Source organism: Pseudomonas sp. (assembly GCF_033723075.1).
GTDB lineage: Bacteria > Pseudomonadota > Gammaproteobacteria > Pseudomonadales > Pseudomonadaceae > Aquipseudomonas.
In genome coordinates this window covers 85925-111756 of record NZ_JAWVXU010000014.1, presented here as the reverse complement: position 1 = coordinate 111756, position 25832 = coordinate 85925, and the positions used below count along the sequence as shown (strand labels likewise).

The 25832-nt window shown below is 63.5% G+C and carries 23 protein-coding genes; 6 read left to right on the top strand and 17 right to left on the bottom strand.

Annotated elements, in window-relative coordinates:
• Positions 1–15 precede the first annotated feature (15 nt).
• Together R3355_RS17065 and R3355_RS17060 are read right to left on the bottom strand one after the other, a co-directional pair.
• Complete coding sequence (locus R3355_RS17065) at positions 16–1056, bottom strand: glycosyltransferase family 1 protein (protein ID WP_318947334.1); 1041 nt, start codon at positions 1054–1056, stop codon at positions 16–18.
• A complete protein-coding gene (locus tag R3355_RS17060; protein WP_318947333.1) occupies positions 1053–1877 on the bottom strand; it encodes a UDP-2,3-diacylglucosamine diphosphatase in 825 nt (274 codons plus the stop codon). The genes R3355_RS17065 and R3355_RS17060 overlap by 4 nt, the downstream gene beginning before the upstream one ends.
• Positions 1878–2021: 144 nt before the next feature.
• Here R3355_RS17060 and R3355_RS17055 point away from each other — a divergent pair, with 144 nt between their 5' ends.
• The 3 genes from R3355_RS17055 to R3355_RS17045 all read left to right on the top strand — a co-directional run bounded on the left by R3355_RS17055 (position 2022) and on the right by R3355_RS17045 (position 4044).
• Complete coding sequence (locus R3355_RS17055) at positions 2022–2774, top strand: AraC family transcriptional regulator (RefSeq protein WP_318962264.1); 753 nt, start codon at positions 2022–2024, stop codon at positions 2772–2774.
• Positions 2775–2860: 86 nt separating this feature from the next.
• On the top strand, positions 2861–3196 hold the full coding sequence (locus R3355_RS17050; protein WP_318962263.1) for a tRNA-binding protein: 336 nt from the start codon (positions 2861–2863) through the stop codon (positions 3194–3196).
• Positions 3193–4044, top strand: a complete 852-nt coding sequence (locus R3355_RS17045) for a DMT family transporter (RefSeq protein ID WP_318962260.1) — start codon at positions 3193–3195, stop codon at positions 4042–4044. Before R3355_RS17050 ends, R3355_RS17045 begins: the two co-directional genes overlap by 4 nt.
• A 60-nt stretch (positions 4045–4104) precedes the next feature.
• Here the strand turns inward: R3355_RS17045 and R3355_RS17040 are convergent, their stop codons facing one another.
• The 10 genes from R3355_RS17040 to R3355_RS16995 all read right to left on the bottom strand — a co-directional run bounded on the left by R3355_RS17040 (position 4105) and on the right by R3355_RS16995 (position 16108).
• The gene (locus R3355_RS17040) at positions 4105–4914 is read right to left on the bottom strand and encodes an SDR family oxidoreductase (protein ID WP_318962258.1); all 810 of its coding nucleotides are present in this window, start codon (positions 4912–4914) and stop codon (positions 4105–4107) included.
• Positions 4915–5034: 120 nt separating this feature from the next.
• A complete protein-coding gene (locus tag R3355_RS17035; RefSeq protein ID WP_318962256.1) occupies positions 5035–5400 on the bottom strand; it encodes a DUF2784 domain-containing protein in 366 nt (121 codons plus the stop codon).
• A 150-nt stretch (positions 5401–5550) separates the two neighbouring features.
• Positions 5551–7905: an RND family transporter gene (locus tag R3355_RS17030; RefSeq protein ID WP_318962254.1), complete on the bottom strand. Its 2355-nt coding sequence runs from the start codon at positions 7903–7905 to the stop codon at positions 5551–5553.
• 15 nt (positions 7906–7920) lie between these two features.
• Positions 7921–9009, bottom strand: a complete 1089-nt coding sequence (locus R3355_RS17025; RefSeq protein ID WP_318962252.1) for a WD40/YVTN/BNR-like repeat-containing protein — start codon at positions 9007–9009, stop codon at positions 7921–7923.
• 445 nt (positions 9010–9454) lie between these two features.
• Complete coding sequence (pepN, locus tag R3355_RS17020; RefSeq protein ID WP_318962251.1) at positions 9455–12115, bottom strand: aminopeptidase N; 2661 nt, start codon at positions 12113–12115, stop codon at positions 9455–9457.
• Between the two features lie 82 nt (positions 12116–12197).
• Positions 12198–13031, bottom strand: coding sequence for a DUF2797 domain-containing protein (locus tag R3355_RS17015; RefSeq protein ID WP_318947324.1), 834 nt, complete (start codon positions 13029–13031; stop codon positions 12198–12200).
• Positions 13031–13309 carry a YeaC family protein gene (locus R3355_RS17010; RefSeq protein ID WP_318962249.1) on the bottom strand — a complete coding sequence of 93 codons (279 nt, stop codon included), beginning with the start codon at positions 13307–13309 and terminating at the stop codon, positions 13031–13033. Before R3355_RS17010 ends, R3355_RS17015 begins: the two co-directional genes overlap by 1 nt.
• A 76-nt stretch (positions 13310–13385) precedes the next feature.
• Complete coding sequence (locus tag R3355_RS17005; RefSeq protein ID WP_318962247.1) at positions 13386–14246, bottom strand: rhomboid family intramembrane serine protease; 861 nt, start codon at positions 14244–14246, stop codon at positions 13386–13388.
• Positions 14243–15217, bottom strand: coding sequence for a metallophosphoesterase (locus R3355_RS17000; protein WP_318962246.1), 975 nt, complete (start codon positions 15215–15217; stop codon positions 14243–14245). Before R3355_RS17000 ends, R3355_RS17005 begins: the two co-directional genes overlap by 4 nt.
• Entirely contained in the window at positions 15218–16108 is an 891-nt protein-coding gene (locus R3355_RS16995) for an NAD(+) kinase (protein ID WP_318947320.1), read from the bottom strand. It lies immediately after the preceding gene.
• Between the two features lie 142 nt (positions 16109–16250).
• On the opposite strand from R3355_RS16995, the gene R3355_RS16990 reads away from it, so the two are divergent.
• Complete coding sequence (locus R3355_RS16990; protein WP_318962245.1) at positions 16251–17210, top strand: DUF1853 family protein; 960 nt, start codon at positions 16251–16253, stop codon at positions 17208–17210.
• Between the two features lie 15 nt (positions 17211–17225).
• Here the strand turns inward: R3355_RS16990 and R3355_RS16985 are convergent, their stop codons facing one another.
• From R3355_RS16985 to R3355_RS16965, 5 genes are all read right to left on the bottom strand, one after another.
• Complete coding sequence (locus R3355_RS16985) at positions 17226–18335, bottom strand: cyclic nucleotide-binding domain-containing protein (protein ID WP_318947318.1); 1110 nt, start codon at positions 18333–18335, stop codon at positions 17226–17228.
• Between the two features lie 53 nt (positions 18336–18388).
• The gene (locus R3355_RS16980) at positions 18389–19324 is read right to left on the bottom strand and encodes a 1-aminocyclopropane-1-carboxylate deaminase/D-cysteine desulfhydrase (protein WP_318962243.1); all 936 of its coding nucleotides are present in this window, start codon (positions 19322–19324) and stop codon (positions 18389–18391) included.
• 3 nt (positions 19325–19327) lie between these two features.
• Entirely contained in the window at positions 19328–20698 is a 1371-nt protein-coding gene (locus R3355_RS16975) for a chromosome partitioning protein ParA (RefSeq protein WP_318962241.1), read from the bottom strand.
• Positions 20699–20964: 266 nt separating this feature from the next.
• Positions 20965–21414: a nuclear transport factor 2 family protein gene (locus R3355_RS16970; protein WP_318962239.1), complete on the bottom strand. Its 450-nt coding sequence runs from the start codon at positions 21412–21414 to the stop codon at positions 20965–20967.
• Positions 21411–23444 (bottom strand): NADPH-dependent 2,4-dienoyl-CoA reductase, encoded by a 2034-nt coding sequence (locus R3355_RS16965; RefSeq protein WP_318962238.1) that lies wholly within the window; start codon positions 23442–23444, stop codon positions 21411–21413. Before R3355_RS16965 ends, R3355_RS16970 begins: the two co-directional genes overlap by 4 nt.
• Before the next feature lie 184 nt (positions 23445–23628).
• On the opposite strand from R3355_RS16965, the gene R3355_RS16960 reads away from it, so the two are divergent.
• Positions 23629–24573 carry a hydrolase gene (locus tag R3355_RS16960; RefSeq protein ID WP_318962236.1) on the top strand — a complete coding sequence of 315 codons (945 nt, stop codon included), beginning with the start codon at positions 23629–23631 and terminating at the stop codon, positions 24571–24573.
• Entirely contained in the window at positions 24570–25607 is a 1038-nt protein-coding gene (locus R3355_RS16955; protein ID WP_318962235.1) for an AraC family transcriptional regulator, read from the top strand. Before R3355_RS16960 ends, R3355_RS16955 begins: the two co-directional genes overlap by 4 nt.
• The last annotated feature ends 225 nt before the right edge of the window (positions 25608–25832 follow it).

The window sequence follows — 25832 nt, the reverse complement described above, 5'->3', positions numbered from 1 at the left end:
ACCAACCACAGCCAACTAATCCTGGCCGGTTATCGCCAAAACCCGAGCGGTACACGACTCGCCGTCGAGCAAGGGCTGACGGGCCAGGAACTCCAGCGCCGAGACCCGCCAGGATTGCCCTGCCGCCAACTCGGCGCAGCGCGTGCGATCCAGCTCCAGCGCTGCCAGGCAGGCCGCGCCCAAGTCTTCGTCCATCACCCCGGTGACGCCCGCCTCCAGCACATCCAGCGGGCCGGGCACGGGGAAGGCCGCCACCGGCGTGCCGCAGGCCAGCGCCTCGAGCATTACCAGACCATAGGTATCGGTGCGCGAGGGAAACACCAGCACGCTGGCCTGACGATAGGCCTCGGCCAGCTCGGCGCCATGCCGATAGCCGAGAAAGCTCACCCGCGGATAACACGCCTGCAAGGCTTCACGCTGTGGACCGTCGCCGACCACCCGCTTCTCGCCGGGCAGGTCGAGGTCGAGAAAGGCCTGCAGATTCTTTTCCGCAGCGATCCGTCCGACACACAGGAACACTGGCTTGCACGCCCCGAGCGGCGGCACTTGCGGGTTAAACAAGCGCGTATCGACGCCCTTGCGCCACAGCAGCAGGCGCTGCAGGCCCCATCCGGAAAACTCCGCACGCAGGCGCTCGGTGGTCACCAGCACCGCCCGGCTCGGGCGATGGAAGGCGCGCAGGTAGGCATAGCCCCAGCGCAGCGGTATCCATGGCCATCGACCATGAATGTACTCGGGAAAGCGCGTATGGATGGCACTGGAAAACGCCAGACCGCGCTTGTCCAGCCAGCGCCTGGCGGCCCAGCCGAGCGGCCCTTCGGTGGCAAGATGCACGCAGTCGGGCTGAAACTCGCGGATCGCCGGGCCGATCCGCCAGAGGTTCCATACCAGCGGAATTTCCGGGTAGGTCGGGCACGGCCAGCTGCGAAAGTCCTGCGGCGACAGCAATTTGACCTGATGACCAAGGCTGCGCAATTCACCGACCAGGGCCTGCAAGCTGGTGACCACGCCGTTGACCTGGGGCAGCCAGGCATCCGAGACGATCAGTATCCTCATGCCGCCGGCTCAACAGCCGCCAGCTGCTCGGCCACAGCCAGGGTTTGCCGAGCCTGGTCATCGGCCAGCCGATACAACTCGATGCGCCCATCCAGGTGTTCGATCAAGGCGGTGCAGGACTCGACCCAGTCGCCGCAGTTCATGTATTCCACCTCGCCCATCGGGCGGATCTCGGCGTGGTGGATATGCCCGCAGACCACGCCGTTGAAGCCGCGCTTGACGCATTCGTGGACAATCGCCTGCTCGAAGTCGCTGATGAAGTTCACCGCGCCCTTGACCTTGTGCTTGAGGTAGGCCGACAGCGACCAATATCCGTAGCCGTAACGACTGCGCCAGTGATTGAGCCAGCGGTTGAGGGTCAGGGTAATCTCGTAGGCCGAGTCGCCGAGAAAGGCCAGCCAGCGGTGGTAACGGGTGATCACATCGAACTGGTCGCCGTGGATCACCAGCAGCCGGCGGCCATCGGCGGTGATGTGCTCGGCCTCGTCGACCAACTGGATATTGCCCAGCATCAGCGACGAATAACGGCGCAGAAACTCGTCGTGGTTGCCGGTGACATAGATCACCTCGGTGCCGCGCTTGCTCATGGTCAGCAGGCGGCGGATCACGTTGCTGTGCGCCTGCGGCCAGTAGATGCCGCTGCGCAGCCTCCAGCCGTCGATGATGTCGCCCACCAGGTAAATCCGGTCGGTTTGATAGCGTTTGAGAAACGCCGCCAGGTGTTCGGCCTGGCAATCCCGAGTGCCCAGGTGGACATCGGAAATCCACAGGGTGCGGACTCGTTGCTTGCGACTCGGCTTAGCGAGCTGGGCGCTGGTCATGGGCGGCCTCCGGCTGGGTTTTTACGAGCTTGCGCGCCGGCGGTGAAACGACTGTGACAACCCCATGGCGGTTCGATGACAGCGACCCGCCACGACCATGGGCAACTGCCTGCTAAACTGGCCGCCTGCCACGAGGACCTTGCCATGCCGTCGCCGCTCTCTTTGCGTCACTACAGCCATGAACTGCTCAACCACAGCCATGACCATGCCCAGCTGGTGTTCGGCCTGAGCGGTCAACTGGACTTCGAAGTGGCCGGGCTGGGCAGTCAGGTGATCCGCCAGACCCTCGCCGTGGTGCCGGCGGCGGCGCAACACGCCTGTGGCAGCAGGAGCGGCAGCCAGTGCCTGGTGCTCGACGTACCCTCCGAGCACTGGCTGCAACAGCACCTGGGCATGCATGCCGATGCCAGCCGACGCCTGCTCGAGCGCCCCGGCGCCCTGAGCCTCAACCCGGCGCAAAGCCAGCTGGTCAGCTGGCTGGCGGCCAGCCCGATCGATGATCCGGTGATCGCCCGGCAAGGCGCAGCGCTGTTGCTGGCCAGCCTGGCGAGCGAGCGCGTCAACCTGCCGGGCGTGCCAGGCTTGCCGCTGGCAGCCCTGGACGCGCATATCGACCGGCATGCCGCCTACCCGCTGCAGGTTGGCGATCTGGCGCGGTTGGCCGGTTTGTCGGCGGCGCGCTTTCATGCGCGCTTTCTCGACGAGACCGGACAGACGCCCATGGCCTATGTGCGCAGCCGGCGCCTGCACCTGGGCCGACAGTTGCTGTGCACTAGCCAGCTGGCGGTCGGCGAGATCGCTGCGCGGGTCGGCTACAGTTCGCAAAGTGCCTTTACCGCGGCGCTATTGCGCCAGTTCGGCTGCACCCCGCGCGCGCTGCGCCAGCGCCACGAGTAACGCGACAAAGACCGCGACTCCCGCGACAGACAGGGCCCGCTTCTCTCCCTAGACTGCACGCAACATCAGCTAGTCGGAGAAACGCCATGCAGCAGATCGAATGGGAAGACTTTCAGCGGGTGGAATTGCGCGTGGGCACAGTGCTGTCCGCCGAGCCGAACGACAAGGCCCGCAAGCCGGCCTATGTGCTGCGGGTCGACCTCGGCGAACTCGGGGTGAAAACCTCCAGCGCGCAACTCACCGAGCACTACCCCTGTGCCGAACTGATTGACCGCCAGGTGCTCTGCGTGTGTAATTTCGCCCCCAAGCGCATCGCCGGTATTCGTTCCGAGGTGCTGGTGACCGGCGTCTATGACGCGGACAACAAGGTGGTACTGGCCAGCTTCGACAAACCACTGCCCAATGGCGCGCGCCTGGCATGACCGAGCGCAAGGCACTGCTGGCGATTCACCTGGGCGCCCTGCTGTTTGGCCTGTCGGGGATTTTCGGCAAACTGGCGAATACCCTGCCCATGGCCATCGTCGGCGGCCGGGCGATTTTCGCCGTCGTCGCCCTCACCCTGTTCGCCCGCCTCCTCAGCCAGAACCATAGCCAACGTCCCAATGCGCGGCAGCTGGCCATGCTGGCACTGGGTGGTTTGCTGCTCGGCAGCCATTGGCTGACCTTCTTCGAGGCGGTGAAGGTTTCCGGCGTGGCCATCGCCACCCTCGGTTTCGCCAGCTTCCCGGCGTTTACCGTGCTGCTCGAAGGCCTGCTGTTTCGCGAACGTACGCGGCCCAGCGAATTCGCCATGGTCGCCCTGGTCTGCCTGGGGCTGATCCTGGTCACACCGAACTTCGACCTTGGCAACCAGGCCACAGTCGGACTGCTCTGGGCCATATTATCGGGCTTGCTGTTCGCCCTGCTGTCGCTGCTCAACCGCGCCAGTACCCGCGGTCTGGATCCGGTGCAGGCGGCGCTCTGCCAGAACCTCACGGTGCTGCTGTGCTTCCTGCCTTTCGCCTGGCCCCAGCTGCCCGGCCTGGCGCTGCTCGACTGGTTCTGGCTGGCCCTGCTCGGAGTGTTCTGTACCGGCTTGGCGCACAGCCTGTTCGTCGCCAGCCTGCGCGTGATCAAGGCGCGCAGCGCCGCGGTGATCTTCGCCCTGGAGCCGGTCTACGGCATCGCCTTCGCCTGGTGGCTGTTCAACGAGATACCGACCCTGCGCATGCTGCTCGGCGGCACGCTGATCATCCTGGCGATTTTCTTCTCGGCGCGCATGGCACGCTGAGCGACCAACTGGCGAAGGGGCGGGTGCCCCCCGCCAGTCCTGGCCGCACCTGGAGCTGGATTACGCCGGCTTGCCCTTGGCGCGCATCCTGTCGGCCATGCTGATCATTTCGTCATACAGCAGCTGCGGGTTCTTCTGCTTCAACGCCCAGGCCATGCGGCCCTGCTCGTGGGGCAGAATCATAAACTCGCCCTTGGCCATCTCGTCATAGATGTAGTCGGCGATGTTCGCGGCGCTGATCGGCGAGCTTTCCAGCAGCTTGCCGACCTGGGCCTTCATCGCCGGCGTCGGGCCGCGGAAGGAGTCGAGCAGGTTGGTCTGGAAGAATGACGGGCAGACCACATGCACCCCGATTTCCTGTGCCTTCAACTCGATCAGCAGGCTTTCCGACAGCGCCACCACACCGGCCTTGGCCACGTTGTAGTTGCTCATCGCCGGGCCCTGCATCAGGGCCGCCATCGACGCGATGTTGACGATCTTGCCCTTGCTGCGCTCGAGCAAGGGCAAGAATGCCTTGCAGCCCTTGACCACGCCCATCAGGTTGATCGCGATCTGCCAGTCCCAGTCCTCCAGCGACAGCTCGTCGAAGAAACCGCCCGAGGCCACACCGGCATTGTTGACGATCACATCGATGCCGCCGAACTTTTCCTCGCAGGACTGCGCCAGAGCGGTCAACTGACTGTAGTCGCGCACGTCGCAACGCTGGGTGAAACCATCACCACCAGCTGCGCGGACCAATTCCAGGGTTTCGGCGAGCCCAGCCTCGTTGACATCGGCCAGCGCCAGACGCCAGCCCTCGCGCGCCCAGCGCAGGGCGATTTCACGACCCAACCCTGAACCCGCGCCGGTAATCATCATGCGATTTTGCATATGGAAGTCGCCTTGTTGTGCGATAGAAGACAGGGCGCAGTGTAGCTAAGGAAATATTCAGCCCCATGCACCATCATGTTGCTGAATGACCAAGGCAAACTGCCGTCACTGCCAGACCGGCTAGCGGCTGCGCCAACGCCAGAGCAAAAAGCCATACACCAACAGGCTCGGCAGTACGACCAAGACCGCCAGCCACAGCTGGATAACGGGCGTAAGCCCTGCCGGGTAGATGATCGGCAGCAGGTAGTGCTCAACAAAACCAGCGCCGTAGCCCGCTTGCCCCGCGGCGTGGCGCAGGGCATTTTCCAGCGGTGTCAGCGGACACAGCCACTGCTGTGCTTCGACCGTCGCCGCCCAGAGCACGGCGGGCAGGTGCAGCCAGGCCAGCCAACGCCAGCGCAACACCAGCACGCCACCGAGCAGGGCGAAGACAATGAACAGCAGATGCAGGAGCAACACCGCATCAGCGGCCAGACTCAGGAGCACGGCGTTACTCCACCTTGAGGACGTTGAACACCTGGCCCACGATAACCTCGAGGCGACCATCAAGCGACCGCCCCGATTCATCACAATCACAACCGACATAAAAAAACCGCGACCCGAAGGCCGCGGTTTTTTTAGTGCTGCGCCTGCCTGTCAGGCCTTGTTGCGCAGCTTCTCCGGGTTGATCAGGAAGCGGGCCAGTGCCGGCAGCAGCCAGATCGCGCCGATCATGTTCCAGAGGAACATGAAGGTCAGCATCAGGCCCATGTCGGCCTGGAACTTGATCGCCGAGAAGATCCAGGTCGCCACACCGATCGCCAGGCAGACACCGGTGAACAGCACGGCCTTACCAGTCGACTTGAGGGTCTGATAGTAGGCCTCCTGCAACGACAGTCCCAGGCGCAGGTAGGTCTCCAGACGACTGTAGATATAGATGCCGTAGTCGACGCCGATGCCGACGCCCAGGGCGATTACCGGCAGGGTCGCCACCTTGACCCCGATGCCCATGTAGGCCATCAGCGCGTTGCCCAATACCGAGGTCAGCACCAGCGGCAGAATCACGCACAGGGTGGCGGCAATCGAGCGGAAGGTCAGCAGGCACATGAAGCTCACGGCGGCATAGACTGCTACCAGCATGGTGGTCTCAGACGCGGCGATCACCTCGTTGGTGGCCGCTTCGATACCGGCGTTACCCGCCGCCAGGATGAACTCCAGGCCATCCTGGTTATGTTCCGCGGCGAAGTCTTCGACGACCGCGACCGCCCGTTCCAGGGTTTCCGCCTTGTGGTCATTGAGGAACACCAGCACCGGCGCCACCGAGCAGTCGGCGTTGTACAGCCCCTCGGCACGCGCAATCGAGTTGTTCAGTACATGCTTGTTGCGCGACAGGGTTTCCCATTTCAGGTTGCCCTCGTTCATGCCCTTGATCACCTGCTTGGACACAGTGACCATGGAGATGGTCGACTGCACGCCCGCGGTGTTATCCATGGTCCACATCAACTGGTCCATGGCCGACAGGGCCTGGTAGCTCGAGCAGCCTTCCCTTTCGGTCTTGAGCATCACCACCAGCACATCGGAGCTGGTCGAGTAGTTGCGGATGACGAAGTCGTTATCCAGGTTGTAGCGCGAGTCCGGGTGCAACTCGGGCGCGCCCTGATCGAGGTCGCCGATCTTCAGGTTCTGGCCATACCAGACGCCACCGGCCAGTGCCACCACGGCAATCAGCACGGACACCGGCGCCACCATCGGGTGGGCGAAGTTGGAAAACAGACGCCAGAGCGGATGATCCTTGGCCGCTTCTTCACGGCTGATCTTGACCGCCTTCTTGCTGATGCCGATATAGGAAATCATCACCGGCAGCAGGATCAGGTTGGTCAGGATGATCACCGCCACACCCATAGACGCGCCGATGGCCAGCTCGCGGATCACGCCAATATCGATCAGCAGCAAGGTGATGAAGCCGACCGCATCCGACAGCAAGGCGACCAAACCGGGAATGAACAGCTGGCGAAACGCTATGCGCGCAGCAACCAACGGACTCGTCGCCTCCCCCGAGGCCATGGCGATGCCGTTGATCTTTTGCACCCCATGGGAGATACCGATGGCGAATACCAGAAACGGCACCAGCATCGAATAAGGATCCAGCCCGAAGCCCAGAGTATGCAGCAAGCCCAACTGCCAGATAACCGCGATCAGGGTGGTGACGACCACCGCCAGGGTGCTCTTGAAGCAATGGGTGAACCACAGCAACAGGGCAAAGGTGATGCCGATGGCCACGGCGAAGAACAAGGCCACGCCGATCAGGCCATCGATCAGGTCACCGACTTTCTTGGCGAAGCCGATGATGTGCACCTTCACGTTGGGATTCTGCGCCTGGTACTTCTCGCGAATCTTCTCTTCCAGCTCGTGGGAGAATTTCTGGTAATCCAGCGGGATCAGCTTGCTCTGATCCTCAGGGTCGGGATAGGCCTCCAGCAGCGGCACATCGACGATGCTCGATTTGAAATTGTTGGCCACCAGCCGGCCGATCTGCCCAGACTTGAGAATATTGCTGCGCAAATCCTCCAGACTGTCGGACGAGCCGTCGTAGGTCTGCGGAATCACCGGGCCGCCGGCGAAGCCCTCTTCGGTCACCTCGGTCCAGCGGATGCTCGGGCTCCACAGCGATTTCAGGCCGGAGCGATCGACGCCGGGAATGTAGAACACTTCGTCGTTGATCTGCCGCAGCGTCTCCATGTACTCCTTGTCGAAGATGTCGCCTTCGACCGCTTCCACCGAGATGCGCACGGTGTTGCCCAGGTTCGCCAGGTCGTTGCGGTGCTCGAGCATCTTCTGGATATAGGGGTGCCCCAGCGGAATCATCTTCTCGAAGCTGGTTTGTGGGCGCACCTGCGCCGCTTGATAGAACAGAAAAACACTGATCAACAGGCACAGCACGATAACGGCCGGACGATTGTTGAAGATCAACCGCTCGAGGACAGACGCAGGTCGTTGTTGATGCTTACTCATGCAAACTCTCCCGGCTTATTGTTGTTGGCCCAGATCGGCGCCAGTCGGCGAAGCGACATGGACGCCGCCCTGCCCCACCAGAATCAGGTTGCCGTTATCCAGTGCGGTGACGCCCGCGAGCGAGAGCCGGTCGACGCGATTGAACAAACTGAAGGTGCGTCCGTCATCGCTGCTTTTCAGCACGGTGCCGCCATGCCCAACCACCACGATCGAGCCGTCGGCAAGTCGATTACCATCGGCCAGGCCGAACTCCAGCGGACCGTTATTCGGAGTATTCAGCTCGATCTGCTGCCAGCTGTCACCGAAGTCGGCGGAACGGAACAGGTGGCCGCGCAGACCATAAGCCAACAAACTGCCGGCTTCGCCGGTGCCGAGAGCACCAAAGAGTGAGCCGTCGTAAGGACCCTGGAGGGTTTCCCAGGTTTGCCCCCAATCGGCCGAGCGGAGCATGACGCCCAGTTCGCCGACGAGAAACAACCCGGCATCCTTGACCTCGACGATGGCGTTCAGGTGATAGCCGTCTTCGTTATCGAGACGATCACTGACATCTTCCCAGTTCTTGCCGCCATCAGTCGTCGCGAACAGCGCACCATAGGCGCCGACGACGAAACCGTTGTTCACATCCTTGAACCAGACATCCAGGAAAGGCGAGCCGTCCTCGCGTTCCGGGTCCTCGAACTGTTTGGCCCAGGTGGCGCCACCATCGCTACTGGCCAGGATCTGCGCGTCGTGGCCAACCGCCCAACCGTGCTGGTCATCGACAAAGAACACCGCGGTAAGCATCAGCCGGGTCGGCACCTTGGCCTGGATCCAGCTGGTGCCGTTGTCGTCGGAGTAGAGGATATGGCCACGATCACCCACAGCCACCAGGCGCTGGCCGACGCGGGTGACGTCCAACAGCAGTTTTTTCACTGCTTTCGGCGACTCGATCGAGTAGCGGACAGTTGAATCGGTGGCGGTTTGCGCCTGCAATGGCGCGGCAGTGAATATCACGATGGACAGCACACTGCAGAGCGAGAGCGCTTTAGCCAGCGGCAAGTACAAGCGCAACGCCGGTGCATTGAACAGACCGGCCCAGGTGCGCCGCATGACGGGCTCACTCATATACCTTCCCCCTTGCTTGTTGTTATCGGTGGTCCTGCTTTTTAGCAGACCGCCTATGCTAGCGAGCTTTCGAAAGGCCTGACAATCGGCGTGACGTTATGTTTTGTTAAGGCCGAGCCGCGTGATTGACCGCTTACTCGACGGATTGATGCACAAAGGCCGCCATCACTGTAGCGGCCTTTCGCCAACACTACACGAACATCAACCTGTGCCGCGACGACGCAAGGCCGCCGGTTTGAAATAACCGTCATGCGCAATCGCGCCGACTGAAATCGATGGAGCTCGCCTCTTGATGCACTGCCTGCGGGTAGGGCAGTCCGGGCGGCGCTCCGATCGGAGCGCAGCGACAACCCGCCAGCGTTGTATCGCGCCGGTGAACCCTGGTGCACTGCCTGCGGCGATACACCCTACGGATCGCGAATTACTCCAGACCGCACCATAGGCATCAGGCGAGGCTTTTACTGACCACCTCGTAAACATCGCTGGACAGCTCGCCAGAGGCGAGAATCCGTTCCAGCTCGGCCTTCATCAAGGCCTGACGAGTGTCGTCGTATTTACCCCAGCGGGTTAACGGCCCGAGCAGCCGCGCGGCGATCTGCGGGTTGAGGGCATTCAGGGTAATCACCTGATCGGCCAGGAAGCGGTAGCCGCTGCCGTCGACCTGATGGAAGTTGACCGGATTCTGCCCGGTGAACGCCCCGATCAGGGCGCGTACCTTGTTCGGGTTTTTCAGGGTAAAGGCCGGGTGCCTCATCAGTTGCTGTACCCGCCCCAAGGCGCCCGGCAGGCTGCAAGCCGCCTGGACGCTGAACCACTGATCCATGACCAAGGGGTTGTCCTTGAAGAACTCGGCGAAGCTGGCCAACGCCTTGGCTTTTTCCTCCTCGAACGGCGAATTGACCAGCACGGCCACAGCCGCCAGGCGCTCGGTCATGTTGTCACATACCTCCAACTGCTCCAGACATGCCGCCAGAACCTCGGGCTTGCCGCTGAGCATCAGGTAGGACAGCGCAATGTTCTGCAGGCTGCGCCGGGCAAAGTGCTCGGCCTCGGCGACATAAGCAGTGCTGCGCGAAATCTCGCGATTGGCCTGGTAGCGTTGCCAAAGCAGATCGAACAGGGCGTCGGCCAGTTGCTTGCGGGCGAATTCGCGGGCGCTGTGGATGGCATCGACATCGGCCACTGCGCTGATTTCGCTGAGGTAGGCCTCACCCGGCAACGAGAGCAGTTCGGCAACCATGGCCTGATCCAGCGACGCGTTCTCCAGCACGCTGCGCAGGGCGCTGACCAGGCGCTGATCCAGCTGAAAAGGCTCTCCGCGCTGTTGCTGGCCGATCAAGTCCTGCAGCACCTGCACGGCCAGCTGCTGACCGGCTTCCCAGCGGTTGAAACCGTCGGCGTCGTGCTGCATGAGGAACATCAACTGATCGCGGCTATAAGAAAAGCTCAGCTTGACCGGCGCGGAGAAGCCGCGCAGCAGCGACGGCAGCGGCTGTTCGGCAACATCGACAAAGGTCACCACCTGCTCGGCCGCCGTAATCGAGATCACCCGCGACGACTCCCCGGCGACGGCTTCACCTTGCAGGCGCAACGGCAGGGCCTGACCCTGCGCGCCGAGCAAGCCCAACTCCACGGGAATCACGAAGGGCTGCTTGTCGCGCTGCCCCGGCGTGGCCGGACAGCTCTGGCGGAAGGTCAAGCTGTAGGTCTTGGCGGCGCCATCGTATGCCTCGCTGACGGCCAAACGCGGCGTACCGCCCTGGCTGTACCAGCGCTTGAACTGGCTCAGGTCGACGCCATTGGCGTCTTCCATGGCCTTGATGAAATCGTCGCAGGTCACGGCCTGGCCATCGTGGCGCTCGAAGTACAGGTCGCTGCCCCGACGGAAGCCCTCGGCGCCGACCAGGGTGCGGATCATGCGCACCACTTCCGAACCCTTCTCGTAGACGGTCAGGGTGTAGAAGTTGGAAATTTCCATGAAGGCCTCAGGCCGCACCGGATGGGCCATGGGGCCGGCATCCTCGGCGAACTGGTGAGTGCGCAGGTAGGCCACGTCCTCAATGCGCTTGACCGTGCGCGAATTCATGTCGGCGCTGAACTCGGCGTCGCGGAACACGGTGAAGCCTTCCTTGAGCGAAAGCTGGAACCAGTCGCGACAGGTCACCCGGTTGCCCGACCAGTTGTGAAAGTACTCGTGCGCTACCACCGCCTCGACCCGCTGGTGGGCGGCGTCGGTGGCTGTCTCGGCCTTGGCCAACACGCAGCTGGAGTTGAAGATATTGAGGCCCTTGTTCTCCATGGCGCCCATGTTGAAGTCGTTGACCGCGACGATCATGAAGATGTCCAGGTCGTACTCGCGGCCATAGACCTCTTCGTCCCACTTCATCGACTTCTTCAGGCTGTCCATGGCGTGCTGGCACTTGTCGATGTTCTCCGGCTCGACATAGATGCGCAGCGCCACTTCGCGCGCGCTCATGGTGGTGAAGCTGTCTTCCACGCACCAGAGGTCGCCGGCAACCAGGGCGAACAGGTAGGCCGGCTTCATGAACGGATCCTGCCAGGTCGCCCAGTGCCGGCCGCCATCTTCCGGGCCGCTGGCAATCGGGTTGCCGTTGGACAGCAGCACCGGGTAGCTGTGCTGCTCGGCGCTGACCGTGGTGGTGAACTTGCTCATCACGTCCGGGCGATCGAGGTAATAGGTGATCTTGCGGAAACCCTCGGCCTCGCACTGGGTGCAGAACATGCTGCCGGACTTGTACAGGCCTTCCAGCGCGGTGTTGCTTTCTGGGTGGATGCGCACGCTGCTGTCGATAACGAAGCTGGCGTTCTTCGGCTGCAGGCTCAGGTGGCTGGCGCTCACTTGATAGTCCGCGGCGCTCAACTCCTGACCATCCATGGACAGCGACAACAACTCCAACTGCTGACCATCCAGCACCAGCAACGGCAGACCCCTGACATCACGCTCGGGGTTGCGCCGCATCACCAGCTGCGCATGCACCAGGGTGTGATCCTCGAACAACTCGAAGGTCAGGTGCGTCTCGTCGATCAGGTAGTCCGGCGCCTGATAGTCCTTGAGGTAAATCATCTTCGGCTGTTCGGTGCGCATGGGGAGCCTCTTCGCGGCAGCTTCAAGCGAGACGCTTCAAGCTGCTAGGTGATTACGGTCGTCACGGCGACAGGCGCGCGGCTTATGCCGGGCAGCTTGCCGCTATCTGATAGCTGGTGTACTTGCGGATATTGATCACACCGGTGTCGAACATCAGGTACTGGCCCTTGATGCCGAGCAGGGTCCCTTCGGCGATCGGGTTCTTGTCCAGGTTGAAGCTGCTGATCTTGGCCGGGTAGGCCTCGATCGGGTAGCGGATGTCCACCGGCTGCTGGTCGCTCAGCGGCTGAATCGCCTGAATGCCGAAGCGCTGCTGCAACTCGGTGAGCCCGGCGCCACAGCTGGCGAACAGCTGCTCACGAATCGCCGGCAGGTCGACCGGCGCCGCGTCGCCCTTGAGCAAGGCGCGCCAGTTGGTCTTGTCCGCGACCTGAGTGCGCAGCAGGTCTTCGACGAAACCGGATTGCTGCCGGGTCGCTACCCGCAGAATTGGCAAGGCCTGGCTCGCACCCTGGTCGATCCAGCGCGTCGGAATCTGCGTGGCGCGGGTGATGCCGACCTTCACGCCCGAGGAGTTGGCCAGGTAGACCACATGGTCGGTCATGCAGAACTGCTCGCCCCAGCTCGGTTCGCGGCAAGTGCCGGCGTCGTAGTGGCAGCGCTCCGGACTCATGATGCAGATATCGCACTGCGCCAGCTTCTGCATGCAGGGGTAGCAGTAGCCCTGGCTGAAACTGGTCTTGGTCTTGCGCCCACAGTGGCTGCAATGGATCGCGCCCAGGTACTCGAGGCGCAAGGTCTTGCCGATCAGCGGATTGACCGCCACTTCCTGATCGTCCAGGCGAAAGGCGTACTGCACAGGCGCATCCAGGCGTGCCGCCATCTTGCTCAGGGCACCGCGTGCCAATTCGGCCATCAGTGCAGGCTATCCGAGGGCAGAGCATCTACGGACGTGAACAACAAGTTGGGTGCCGGCTCGGACTTGGAGCCACAGGCCTGCTCGCCCATGTAGCCGATGCGTTGGTCCTCGGGGAGATTGAGGGCCTCCCAGGCGATCAGCGCCTGCAGGGTCAGTTCCTTCTGCTCCTGGGTCAGCTTGCGGCCATCGGGCCACTTGCCGATTTCCAGGGCCAGCTTCAGGCTCTGGTGGATTTCCGGGGTAATATTTTCAACAGCTTGGAGAAAGGACGACATGGATACCTCCGAATACAAAGCCGCAGTTTACCGGCTGCGCCAGGCACTCGCGAGCGCTTGACGCAAGCCCGTGCAATCATCTGTCGGCACGCTGGCGCGCCAGGGCCCCACCCAGCAGACCGGTAGCGCAACCGGCGAGCAATCCGCCGACATGGGCGGCGTTGGCAATCGCGCCGAACTGCAGCAGCTCGAAGATGCCGGTCATGCAGATCAGCAGCCAGGCCAGCATCATCACCAGCACACCTCGCGGCAGCTGATACTCGGCAGTGGGCGCCAGGCGCTGAAACAGCCAGCAGTGCCCCAGCAAGCCGTAAAGCACGCCGGACAAGCCGCCAAACAGGGCCGGCCCGGAAAAGCTGTACTGGGCCAGATTGGAGGCCAGGCTGAACAGCAGCGTCAGCCCGAGCAGCATCCACGGCCCCTGGCGCGCCTCGATGCGTCGCCCCAGCACCCAGTACCAGAGTGCATTCATCGTTAGGTGGAGCAGGCCGAAATGAATCAGCATCGGCGTGATCAGGCGCCACCACTGCCCCGTTTCGAGCATTTCGGTCAGGTAACTGAAATAGATGTAATCGCCCTGAATGCGGAAATCGACGAAGCTCAACCAGCGGATTGCCGTGAAGTTGTCGCCCAGCGCGGTCAGTGCGGCCACCAGCAGGGTCAGCCCGAGCATGCCGGCCGTGAGCGGGCTGCCGCGCAACTGCTGGACAAACCCCGCCGCGGCCTGCGGTGACGTAGCCAACTGCAGCGCCGCATCGCCCAGCGGGTAGCGCCGATACAGGTCGCGCACCTGCTCGGCCAGCTCGTCCGGCACCCACAGCACCTGCTCGCCCGCTTCTTCGGCGACGCGATGAGGTACCTGCAAGCGCCGCAACAGGGCGATAAAGCCGCTGAGATCGGCCTGGATCGGCAGACGCAGGACGGCAACCTGACTCATCGTGGAGCCTGCGGGCGCTGGACTTCGACCCAGACAAACTTGTGTGGATCCAGGCGCGTTTCCTGATCCAGACGATAGGCCACCAGCTTGCCGTTCAACACCGCGCTGTAATCGAGGCACGCCAGGTTGGGGCGAATCGGTGCCGGCTTGCCGCTGCGCCAATAGTGGCCGACGAACAGCAGAGGCTGATCGGCGCCATAGCGCAGCAGCTCGTCTTTTTGCAGCTCGCTCAGCGGCGTTTGAGCGGCCAACGCCGGCAAGGCATCCGGCTGGAAGACGATATCGCCGTAGGTCTGCGGATCTTCCTCCCAGAACTTGGTGCGAAAATGTGCCCGGGTGAAGCCCTCGCCACTGGTCAAGGTCAAGCCGTGCGGCAGGCGCATGTCGGTGCCGCGCAGCAGACGATCCAGTGCGGTATTGGCAAAGCTGCCGGGTACCGCCGAGGCCTGGAGGAAGTGCTCGTCGATGCAACCATCGGGGAACTGCGCGCCCAGCGGCTCGATCAGGTCGCGATCCCAACAGGCATGCACCACACGGAAATGCCCGGCATCGATGAACAGCGGCAGCTCATAGAACCAGGCGAGAAACTCGGACCATTCTGCGGGATAGGCTGCGAACTGCTCCAGGGTCTCCTTGATCAGCCGCGCATGCCGCGGCGTGTGCTCACGCACATAGTGCTGGCCGCTTCCGGGCGCGGCCAGGGTGCTCCAGCCGAGGGCATAGAATTCGTGATTACCCATGATGCACAGTGCCTCGCCGGCCCGGACCATGTCATGCACCAGATGCAGGGCTTCACGGATACGCGGACCGCGATCGACCAGATCGCCGAGAAAAATCGCCATGCGCTGCGGATGACGCCAGACACCACCCTGGCGCCGATAGCCGAGGGTATCGAGCAGGCGTTCCAGGGTCAGTGCACAACCATGAATGTCACCAATCAGGTCGTAGCCACGCGCGGGATCGAGGTGCATTCAGCCTCCTCCCCCGCCGAGCCGACTGCCCCAGCCCAGCTTGTTGCGGCAGACCTCGTAGTAGTTGTGATCGAGCGGATGGATCAGGCACAGCTTCTGCGGCCTCTTGCTCACCGTGACGGTATCACCCGGCGCGCAGGTGAAGTGATTCTGGCCATCGCAGGAAACCTGCGGGTAAATCTGCATATCCTTGGACACGACGATTTTCAACTCGCTGTTGCCATCCACCACGATCGGCCGACTGGACAAGGTATGCGGGTACATCGGCACGATGACCATGGCATCCAGCTTGGGGTGCATGATCGGCCCGCCGGCGGACAGCGCATAGGCGGTGGAGCCGGTCGGCGTGGCGACGATCAGGCCGTCGGCCTTCTGACTGCAGACGAACTGGCCATCGATGAACAACTCGAATTCGATCATCCGCGTCGACTTGCCCGGGTGCAGCACCACGTCGTTGAGGGCATCGCCCTGGCCGATCGCTTCGCCATGCCGACGCACTTCGGCCTCCAGCAGGAAACGGTTCTCGGTCAGGTAATTGCCTTCCAGGACCTGGGCGACCTTGAGCTCCAGTTCATCCGGACGGATATCGGTGAGAAAGCCCAGGCTGCCGCGGTTGACCCCCAGCACCGGCACCTTGTGCCGCGCCAGTGCGCGGGCCGCGCCGAGCATGCTGCCGTCGCCGCCGACGACGATCACCAGGTCGCAGACCTCGCCGAGAATCTTCCGCGAGGACGTTTGCAAGCCATGCCCCGGCAGCACTTCGGCGATGGTGTCCTCGAGAATCACATGCAGGTGACGATCGATCAGAAACCGCTTCAGCCGGCGGACGGTCTCCAGCACCTGGGTGCTACCCAGACGGCCGATGATGCCGATATTTCGAAATTGCTCCATGGTGCTCCCGCAGACTCTGGATCTAGACAGGCTCGATTATGGGCGAAAGCCTGCGACAGCGGCAAACTCGCGGCATTTGCGCCAGGCCAAAGCGCGCAGGGTCGACAAGCGCCACGCACGGATTTGGCGCTATGCTCGCACCATGACACCTTTTCCCGCGCTTACCGACCTGCAGCAGCAACTGCGCCAACCCATGGTGCGGGATCTGGCCTGGGTGCTGCTTTCGCCGCCACTGCTGAGCAGCCTGCCGTGGCCGCAACGCCACCCGCTCAGCGCCAGCCAGTGGAGCCGTACGCCGGGCATGCTGGCCGACTGGCTGCGGCGTCTCGACAGCGACCCCGGCAGTTTGTCGAACTGGCTGGCGCAGCGCTCGGTACGGCGCCTGGGCTTGTATTACGAACGCCTCTGGCAATTCGCCCTGCACGCCGCCCCCGGTATCGAGCTGCTGGCCGCCAACCTGCCAATCCGCCAGAACGGCCAGACCCTCGGCGAACTCGACTTGCTGCTGCGCGACGAAGAAGGCGTGCACCACCTGGAACTGGCGATCAAACTCTACCTCGGCCCGCAGCAGCAAAGCGGCGCCGAACTCGCCCACTGGATCGGTCCGGGCAGCCATGACCGCCTGGATATCAAGCTCGATCATCTCAGCCAGCACCAACTGCCCATGTCGGCACGCGGCGAAGCACGCCCGGCGCTGGCCGAACTCGACCTGGGCAATGCCCAGGCGGCACTCTGGCTCGGCGGTTACCTGTTCTACCCCTGGCCGAAACCTTGCCTGCCGCCTCCCGGCGCCAATCCGCAGCACTTGCGCGGCCGCTGGCTGCACCGACGTGACTGGCCAGGCTTTGTCGCACAAAACAGCGAGGGTTGCTGGCAGCCTCTGCCACGCACGGCCTGGCTGGCGCCCGCGCGAATAGGCCATGCCGAACGGTGGTCCGCCGAAACACTGCAGGAGTGGTTGCGCACCCTGCAGCCGCAGGCCAAGGCGCAACTACTGGTGCGACTGCAGCACAGCCCGCAGGGCGACTGGCAGGAGGTGGAGCGGCTGTTCCTGGTCAGCGACGACTGGCCGACAGCCATGCCCGCACCCGCCGAGAAGTAGCGCCGAGGACAGCCGTCAGCCGCTGCGCTCGGTACGCCCGCCCGACCGCGCCAGGTAACCCGAGCCGCTTTCGCACAGCAAGGCATCGCGTTGCACCGCCGGCAGCACATCCAGGCCATCGCGCAACGCGTAGGCACTGAAGCCCAGCTGCGCCAGCAGGAACACCGCGCTGGCGCTGCGCTTACCACTGTCGCAATAGCACAGATAGGTGCGCGCCTTATCCAGCAGCCGCGCCTTCAGGCGCAGGAGCTGCAACGGCATATGCAGGGATTCCAGTGCATGGCCCCGCTCGTATTCCTCTTGCAGGCGCACGTCCAGCCACTGTGCGCCGGCCGCCAGCAGGCGTGCCGCCTCGCCCAGGGCAACATCGTCGACCACCGGAGCCTTGAGCAACGAGAAGAAATCCTGACGAGCGAGACGCAACACCACGCCATCCTCGATCAGCGTCACCGTGGCATTGCGCGGACGGTCGGCGAGCAAGGCCTCTTCACCGAAGCAGGCGCCCACTTCCAGCTCGGCCAATACCTGTCGCTCGCTACCAGCGCCGCGAATCACTTCGGCGCGGCCGCTTTCGAGGAAATAACAGCAATCGCCGGACTCCCCTTCCCGCAACAGGGTTGTGCCCGCCGCCAGCTCGATGCGCTGCAGACGCTCAAGCATGGTGCGTACATTGCTCGGCGGTACCTTGGCGAATACAGGATTCTGCAGAAGGCGCTCCAGCCACTCCACATCGGCATGGTTCTGGCCAAGCTCGAGGAGCAAATCCTGATAGGTCAGGCGCCAGGTCAACAGCCGGCCAAGGGTTGCCGTGTCCACCGCCAGCAGGCTGGCATCGGTGGCGGCACGCGCTTCATGCAAACGCGGCAAGCCGGGCGACAACGGGTGGCAGCTGGCCGCACTGCCGGCGCTCAGACGCTGCTGCTGGCCATCGGCCGTCTGCAGCAGCAGCTCTCCAGCGAGCAGGTAGTAGGTCAGGGCCGCCTGATCGCCGCGGCGAAAGAGCAACTGCCCGGCCAACAGCGGCTGCGGCACCAGCTGACTGCGCAGCTCCCGCCACTGTTGTTCGGACAGCACATTGAGCGGCGTAAAACTGCGCAACTGTTCGGGGTTCAGGGGGTCACTCATGGGTATCCAGGCTCCGCTGGTCAAGACTCGGAGGGTGCGCAAACAGCCCATATTCACAACCGTTCATACTGGCGCAACGCCGCGGCGCGTCCCTGCAAGCCGCCGGTATGCACGAACACCAGGCGACTGCCGCGCTCAAAGTAACCGGCCTCGACACGCTGACGCAACGCCATTAGCGCCTTGGCGGTATACAGCGGCTCCAACGCCAGCCCACTGGCCGCTTCGCTGGCCAGGAGAAACTCCAGCAGCGCCGCATCGACCTTGGCAAAGCCGCCGCGACTGGCATCCAGCAACTGGTAGACGCCATCCACCGCCTGCGCCTCGTCGAGAATCGCCCGCACCTGGTGCGCCACGCCATGATCGTCCGGCACCGCCACCGCGCCGTAGACCGGATGAGCGCCCGCCTCGCCCAGCACCAGCCCCGCCAGGGTCGTTCCCGTACCCGCCGCCAGCCACCAGCCGTGATAATCCACCCAACCGAGCCCGCTCAGTTGTTCCTGCACCTGACTCACCAGCCCGCTACAGCCCATGGCCCCCGGCAAACCACCGCCGCCTTCGGGCACTGGATGCAGGTTGCGGTAGTGCTCACGCCACGGGGCCCAGAAGTCCGCCTGATGCCGGGCACGGTAGCCGCCATAACCGAGCCAGTGCAGCTGCATGCCGAAGCGCTGCAGATCGCGCACGGTAGGCGTGTCCTGCGGCGTGCCGCGGAGCAGACCAACCGTGGGGAAGTCGAAGCGCTTGCCCGCGGCGGCCAGCGCATGCAGATGATTGGAATGGGCGCCGCCAAGACTGATCAGCCCCTCGGCACCGACAGCGCAGGCCGCTTGCAGGTAGGGCGCCAGCTTGAACCATTTATTGCCGCTGATCAGCGGGTCGATCAGATCCAGGCGCAGCACTGCCAGCTCGACCTCGGCCGCCGCCAGCCAATCCAGACGCAAGGGTTCGAGCGGCGCCCTGGGCGTCCAATCGGGGTCAACGAGCGGCAAGTCTTAACCGACTGTGCGCAAGCGGCTAGCAGCCTTGTGCCGCTCGCAGCAGTTGGAATTGCCTACGGTGAAACGGCTCGGGGTGTCGACCCGGTCGATCGGGATGGCGCAGCGCTGACCGCTGGGCAACGCCGCCTCGCAACTCGGTTGCTGGTAGTGCACCAGCCACTGGCGGTACTGCAGTTCGGAAACGAAACACTTGGCCGCGGCATAGGCCATGGGGTTGGCTCGATAACTGCCGATGTCCTGCAAGGGGATGGTCAGGTGCCCGGCGCCAGGGTGATAGACCACGAAGACCACACCGAGCGAGGCCAGCCGCTCGAGAATCTGCTCACCGCCCTGACCGGCCAGTTCGTCGCGCTCATGCTTGAGCCGCTCGACTTCCTCGTGCAACTGCGTGTCCTGTTCGTTGCGGTAGGCAAGTTCGACATCGCGAATGGCGACTTGCTCCTTGTACTCGGCCACTGCCGAGGCGATCTTGGCTTGCAGTTCATTCTCGAACTGGACTCGCAGAATCTCGCTTCCTGTCCGGTCATGGCGCTCCAGCTCGCGCATCTGCTCGGTCATTTCCTCGCGAAACGACTGCATGCTGGCCGCCTGAGCCGCCAATTGCGCCTTGAGGGTGGCGTTCAACTCCTGTTGCTGGCGCAATGCCTGACGCAGCTCGCTCGCCTGCGCCTGCAGACTCTTGCCCTGCTGTTCATGGGCCAACTTGAGCTTGGCCACTTCCTCTTCGTGTTGCTGGCTCAGGCTACTGATGCGCAAGCGCTGCTGCTTGATCAGCTGCGCGGTCTTCAGACGGTGTTCCTGATCCATCGTCTTGGCGATTTTATCGGCCATGTCCGCGGCCGCATCGGGTGCATACCATTTATCTTCCGACGCCATGTGCAAGCGTTCGGGAGCAACCGCCTGGGTGCTGTCGTCCTCGACCAGCAAACCCAGGTTGTTGCGCTTGACGGCATCACGCAGCAACGCCAGGTCATTGTGCCCGGGGGCCAGATTCGGATCCCACAAATGCATCTGGTGCCAGGACACCGGGCACTGACTGCGGCAGGCCAGCCGAATCGGCCCGGCACCCAGGTCGGGACCACGGCCGGCACGCTCGGACAGGTGCTGCAGGGGGATATTCCAGCCCGAGTCCGGCGCGCCTTTCTCGTCGAAGTCCAGATAGAAGAACACTGCCGCCCGGATCAACAGGCGCGGATTGATCGCCACATAGGCAATGCGCATCTGCTGATCGGCAAACTCCGGCATGTTGACCACGCCATCGAGCAAGGCCTCGAACTCGGCAAAGAACATCTGTTTGCAGACGCCACCGCGTTCACTGAAGAACATCACGGCCTCAACCATCTGCGGCTTGTTCTGCATGCTCATCGGTTTCCCTCTAGGCCAATACGGTGGAATCAGCTAACGCAGGAAACGAGCGATCATACGAACGCTCTGCTCACAGCCGTCTGCCACGGTTCAGCGAGATGCCTGACAGCGAAGAGGAAGCCCGCACTACAGCCGCCATTCCTTTGTTCAGGCAAGTCTAGGGGAAAAGCCAATAGCGGCAATGTGACTGGGTTGGCAGTCGCTCGGCCGCCACGCTCGAACGAGCCGGCGACAGCGCGAAAGTGTGATGAGTTTGGTGCAATCGATTAAGACGTTTGGCCGGACAGCAACGGCGCCAAACGTCTGGCCATTTCATCGCCCAACACTTGCAAGCCGCTCATTGGCCGGATCATCACCTCGAATTCGACAATCTTCCCCTGCGCATCGAATCGGATCATATCGATACCCTTGAGCTCGCGTCCAGCCACCTTGGCGGCGAACTCGAGCACCACATCGAGACCATCGGCGCTGACCAGTTGGCGATGGTAATGGAAGTCCTCGAAGACCTTGACCACCGTGCCGAGGATCAAGGTCACCAGCGGAGCACCCAGATAGGGCTTGAAGGCCATGGGCGAGCGGAATACCGCCTGCGGATGCAGCAGCGCCGGCAACCCACTCAGATCACCAGCGGCAATCATTGCATGCCATTTTTCCAGAGCCTCGGCCACCGCCGGCTGCACCGCCAGTGCTGCGGTCGTGTTCGGCGCGCCCGTCATAGCTGCGCCGCCAGACGCGACCCCTGATCGATTGCCCGCTTGGCGTCCAGCTCGCTAGCGACATCGGCACCACCGATCAGGTGTACGCTTTGCCCGATTGCGACCAGGCCGTCCTGCAACTCACGCAACGGATCCTGGCCGGCGCACAGGATCACGCTATCCACCGCCAGCACCTGCGGCTCACCCTCGCCAATACGGATATGCAGCCCCTCATCGTCGACCTTGAGGTACTCGACCGCATTGAGCATCTGCACATTCTTGTTCTTCAATCCGGCGCGGTGAATCCAGCCGGTGGTCTTGCCCAGGCCGTCGCCGACCTTGGACTTCTTGCGCTGCAGCAGAAATACCTGACGCGCTGCGGCATGGGGCTGAGCCTGGATCCCGGCGACCCCGCCACGGGCTTGCAGCTGGGTGTCGATCCCCCACTCCTTCCAGAATGCCTCGCGATCGAGGCTAGTGGACTCGCCCTGGTGGGTGATGAATTCGCAGACGTCGAAGCCGATACCGCCGGCGCCGATCACAGCGACCCGCTGACCAACCGGCTTGCGCTCGAGAATGGCATCCAGGTAACCGATCACCTTGGGGTGATCCACGCCGCTGATCGCCGGCGTGCGCGGGGCAATACCGGTGGCCAGGATCACCTCGTCGAAGCCGCCCTTGGCCAACTCAGAGGCCGAGACCCGGGTATTCAGGCACAGCTCCACGCCGGTGGTCTGCAGCTTGCGCTTGAAATAGCGCAGGGTTTCGAAGAACTCCTCCTTGCCCGGCACCCGCTTGGCCACATTGAACTGACCGCCGATCTCGCCAGCCGAATCGAACAGGGTCACGCTGTGACCACGCTCGGCGGCGACGGTGGCGGCCGCCAGGCCAGCCGGGCCGGCACCGACCACGGCGATCTTCTTGACCTGGGTGGTGGCAATGTAATTGAGCTCGGTCTCGTGACAGGCGCGCGGGTTGACCAGGCAACTGGTCAGCTTGCCGCCGAAGGTATGGTCCAGACAGGCCTGATTGCAGCCGATGCAGGTGTTGATCTCGTCTGCGCGGCCGGCGGCGGCCTTGTTGACGAACTCCGGGTCGGCGAGGAACGGACGGGCCATGGAGACCATGTCGGCGTCGCCTTCGGCCAGCACCTGCTCGGCAATTTCCGGGGTATTGATGCGGTTGGTGGTGATCAGCGGAATCTTGACCTCGCCGCGCAGCTTGGCGGTGACCTTGGTGAAGGCCGCACGCGGCACCTTGGTGGCGATGGTCGGAATGCGCGCCTCATGCCAGCCGATACCGGTATTGATCAGGGTTGCACCAGCCTGCTCGATGGCCTTGGCCAGCAGCACGATCTCGTCCCAGGTGCTGCCGCCCTCGACCAGATCGAGCATCGACAGGCGATAGATGATGATGAAGCTCGGCCCCACCGCCTCGCGCACGCGACGAACGATCTCCACCGGCAAACGCATGCGGTTGGCGTAGCTGCCGCCCCAGCGGTCGCTGCGGTGGTTGGTGTGGGCGACCAGGAACTGGTTGATGAAGTAGCCTTCCGACCCCATGATCTCGACGCCGTCATACTCGGCCTGCTGGGCCAGTACGGAGCAGTTGATGAAATCCTGGATCTGCTTCTCGATGCCTTCCTCGTCCAGCTCTTTGGGCTTGAACGGGTTGATCGGCGCCTGAATCGCGCTCGGCGCCACCGACTTGGGGCTGTAGGCATAGCGCCCGGCATGCAGGATCTGCATGCAGATCTTGCCGCCTGCTTCGTGCACCGCCTGGGTGACGACCCTGTGCTTTTGCGCCTCTTCGACGGTGGTCAACTTGGCCGCCCCGGCATACACACCGCCCTCCTCGTTCGGCCCGATACCGCCGGTCACCATCAGGCCGACGCCGCCACGGGCGCGCTCGGCGAAATAGGCCGCCATGCGCTCGAAGCCACCCGGCTTCTCCTCCAGCCCCGTGTGCATCGAGCCCATCAGGGTGCGGTTGCGCAGGGTGGTGAAGCCCAAATCCAGGGGGGCGAGCAGGTGCGGGTAGCGAGCAGTCATGGAAGTCTCCACAGCGAGCGGGTGCATTTCACGGAAATGCCGCGGCCTCAACGGGACCACGGTCGGTATGCACTAGACGATAAAGAGCCGGAGCAGCCCCCTCAATGACTCAAAATCACAACTTGATGACCAAAATGAACGCGACCGCTTGGCAGACTGCCACTCATCGACCTACCCTGTAGCCATGATCCGTAAACTCTCGATACTTCTTGTTACCCTGATCGTCGGCGGCTGCCTGGTCGCCTTCCTGATCTGGGCCGAACGGCGCCCGGCCGCCCATTACCTGTCCGACCTGCGCAGCTCGATCAGCAGCGAGCCGGCGCCGGCGCAATCGCGCGGCAACCTGCTGCTGATCCGCCCGCAACTCTATCCCATGGATTACCAGAGCCCGGCCCATCTGCGCCTGAAGCTCGCCGCCGCACTGGATAATGCGCGCACAGTCGGCCTGCTCGGCCCCGACACCCTGGTGGCACTGCCCGAGCATATCGGCACCTGGCTGCTGGCACGTGACGAGAAGGTCGAGTTCTATCGGGCCCGCAGCCGTCAGGAAGTACGCGACTGGCTGCTGCTCGGCAACCCGCTGCTGGCCATCAAGGCGCTGCTGCTGAACCTGGACGCCGAACGCCTGGACGAAGCCCTGCTGCGCATGAAGGCCGAGCAAATGGCCGAGGACTACCAGCAACTGTTCGGCGGACTCGCCCGCGAGTACCAGGTCACCCTGCTGGCCGGCTCCATCCTGTTGCCCGAGCCGCGTGTGGAGGATGGCCGCCTGCACAGTGGCGCGGGCCCGCTGCGCAACCTCAGCCTGGTGTTTTCCCCGCAAGGCACTATCCAGGGCAGTCCGCACCTCGAGCCCTGGCCCTGGCGAGCCGACGCCACCCCACCACAACGCCTCAGCGTCGGCACACTGCAATACCGGGTCGAGCGCGACTGGCGCCCCGGCTATCCGCAGAGCAGCCTGCACCTGGTCGACGGCGACCTGAGCAGCCCGGCGCTGTTCCTGCGCGGCAAGCTGGACTGGCCGATTGGCGGCGCCTCGCGGGACATCCTGCTGATCCCCCGCGCAGTCGAGCAAGCCAGCCCGGCGCCAGGCAGTCATATGTTGAACATCTGGATAGATGCCGAGTGAAACCGCAACGGGTGCGCCTCGGCGACCTCTCGGTCGGCTTCGTCCACAGCCTGGCCGATGCCGTGCGCCAGCTTGGACAGGACCCCCAGCCCCTGCTCGAGAACTATGGCCTGGACCCGGCCAGGCTGGCCGAACCTGGGGCACGCCTGTCGATCCCGCGCTACATGCGCCTGGGTCATGCGGCGATTCAACTGACCGGCGAACCCGGCCTCGGCCTGCTGATGGGCCGCCTGAGTCGCCTGAGCCAGGTAGGCCTGGCCGGCGTCACCGCGGCCCAGGCACCCACCGTGCGCGAAGCGGCCCGCGCCCTGATCCGCTTCGAGCCGCTGTATGCCGCCAACTACCGCGGCCAGGCCAGCCTGCACGAAGATGCCCGCGGCGCCTGGCTGCGCTTCTATTCGATCAGCCCGTACAACGCCTACAACCGCTTCGTGGTCGACTCGGTGCTGGCCGGCTGGACCCAGCAACTGGGCAGCCTGGCCAATCAACGCCTGAGCGTGGAAAAAATCCAGATCGAGTTTCCCGCGCCCGCTTACGGCACGCAGTACGGCGAGCTGTTCGACTGCCCCGTGGAGTTTGCTGCCGAACACAATCAACTGCGCCTGCAGCAGAGCACGCTCAACCTGCGCAATCCAGAGCACTGCCCAAGCACCTGGTACCAGCTGCTGGCAATCTGCGAACGTGAACTCGAGCTCCTGACCCGCACCCGCAGCCTGCGCGAGCGCATCACCCGCCTGCTCGGGCCGCTGCTGCATGGCCGCGAGCCCGACCTGCAGGAAGTCGCCGCGAGTCTGCAGCTGCCAACCTGGACCCTGCGACGCAAGCTGGCCGAGGAAGGCACGCAGTTTCGCGCCATCCTCAACGACACCCGCCGCGACTTGGCCATGGCCTATATCCGCGACACCGAACTGGCCTTCGGCGAGATCGCCTACCTGCTCGGTTTCGCCTCGGCCGAAGCCTTCCAGCGCGCCTTCAAACGCTGGAACCAGCAGACCCCGGGCGAATTCCGCCGCGCCCAGCGCCAGGCCGGCTAGCGGCCCGTGACAGGCGAGCGGGATTCAAATCTCGGTGGCGTCTTCAACCGGCTCGGCGTCGTCCTGGTCAAAGGCACGGGACTCGAGCAGCTCTTCTTGATAGTCATCCATTGGTGGTTCCTCCCGCTTGATGCTGTCGTCGACAAATACACATGCCAATCAAGCTAAAGGGGACAGATGAATACAAGATGACAGTTTGTCGCAGACAATAAAAAACCCTCAGGT

Excerpts from the sequence above, each read along its gene's own strand:
- R3355_RS17065 (WP_318947334.1), bottom strand. The coding sequence starts at position 1,056 with ATGAGGATACTGATCGTCTCGGATGCCTGGCTGCCCCAGGTCAACGGC.
- R3355_RS17060 (WP_318947333.1), bottom strand. The coding sequence starts at position 1,877 with ATGACCAGCGCCCAGCTCGCTAAGCCGAGTCGCAAGCAACGAGTCCGC.
- R3355_RS17055 (WP_318962264.1), top strand. The coding sequence starts at position 2,022 with ATGCCGTCGCCGCTCTCTTTGCGTCACTACAGCCATGAACTGCTCAAC.
- R3355_RS17050 (WP_318962263.1), top strand. The coding sequence starts at position 2,861 with ATGCAGCAGATCGAATGGGAAGACTTTCAGCGGGTGGAATTGCGCGTG.
- R3355_RS17045 (WP_318962260.1), top strand. The coding sequence starts at position 3,193 with ATGACCGAGCGCAAGGCACTGCTGGCGATTCACCTGGGCGCCCTGCTG.
- R3355_RS17040 (WP_318962258.1), bottom strand. The coding sequence starts at position 4,914 with ATGCAAAATCGCATGATGATTACCGGCGCGGGTTCAGGGTTGGGTCGT.
- R3355_RS17030 (WP_318962254.1), bottom strand. The coding sequence starts at position 7,905 with ATGAGTAAGCATCAACAACGACCTGCGTCTGTCCTCGAGCGGTTGATC.
- R3355_RS17025 (WP_318962252.1), bottom strand. The coding sequence starts at position 9,009 with ATGAGTGAGCCCGTCATGCGGCGCACCTGGGCCGGTCTGTTCAATGCA.
- pepN (WP_318962251.1), bottom strand. The coding sequence starts at position 12,115 with ATGCGCACCGAACAGCCGAAGATGATTTACCTCAAGGACTATCAGGCG.
- R3355_RS17015 (WP_318947324.1), bottom strand. The coding sequence starts at position 13,031 with ATGGCCGAATTGGCACGCGGTGCCCTGAGCAAGATGGCGGCACGCCTG.
- R3355_RS17010 (WP_318962249.1), bottom strand. The coding sequence starts at position 13,309 with ATGTCGTCCTTTCTCCAAGCTGTTGAAAATATTACCCCGGAAATCCAC.
- R3355_RS17005 (WP_318962247.1), bottom strand. The coding sequence starts at position 14,246 with ATGAGTCAGGTTGCCGTCCTGCGTCTGCCGATCCAGGCCGATCTCAGC.
- R3355_RS17000 (WP_318962246.1), bottom strand. The coding sequence starts at position 15,217 with ATGCACCTCGATCCCGCGCGTGGCTACGACCTGATTGGTGACATTCAT.
- R3355_RS16995 (WP_318947320.1), bottom strand. The coding sequence starts at position 16,108 with ATGGAGCAATTTCGAAATATCGGCATCATCGGCCGTCTGGGTAGCACC.
- R3355_RS16990 (WP_318962245.1), top strand. The coding sequence starts at position 16,251 with ATGACACCTTTTCCCGCGCTTACCGACCTGCAGCAGCAACTGCGCCAA.
- R3355_RS16985 (WP_318947318.1), bottom strand. The coding sequence starts at position 18,335 with ATGAGTGACCCCCTGAACCCCGAACAGTTGCGCAGTTTTACGCCGCTC.
- R3355_RS16975 (WP_318962241.1), bottom strand. The coding sequence starts at position 20,698 with ATGAGCATGCAGAACAAGCCGCAGATGGTTGAGGCCGTGATGTTCTTC.
- R3355_RS16970 (WP_318962239.1), bottom strand. The coding sequence starts at position 21,414 with ATGACGGGCGCGCCGAACACGACCGCAGCACTGGCGGTGCAGCCGGCG.
- R3355_RS16965 (WP_318962238.1), bottom strand. The coding sequence starts at position 23,444 with ATGACTGCTCGCTACCCGCACCTGCTCGCCCCCCTGGATTTGGGCTTC.
- R3355_RS16960 (WP_318962236.1), top strand. The coding sequence starts at position 23,629 with ATGATCCGTAAACTCTCGATACTTCTTGTTACCCTGATCGTCGGCGGC.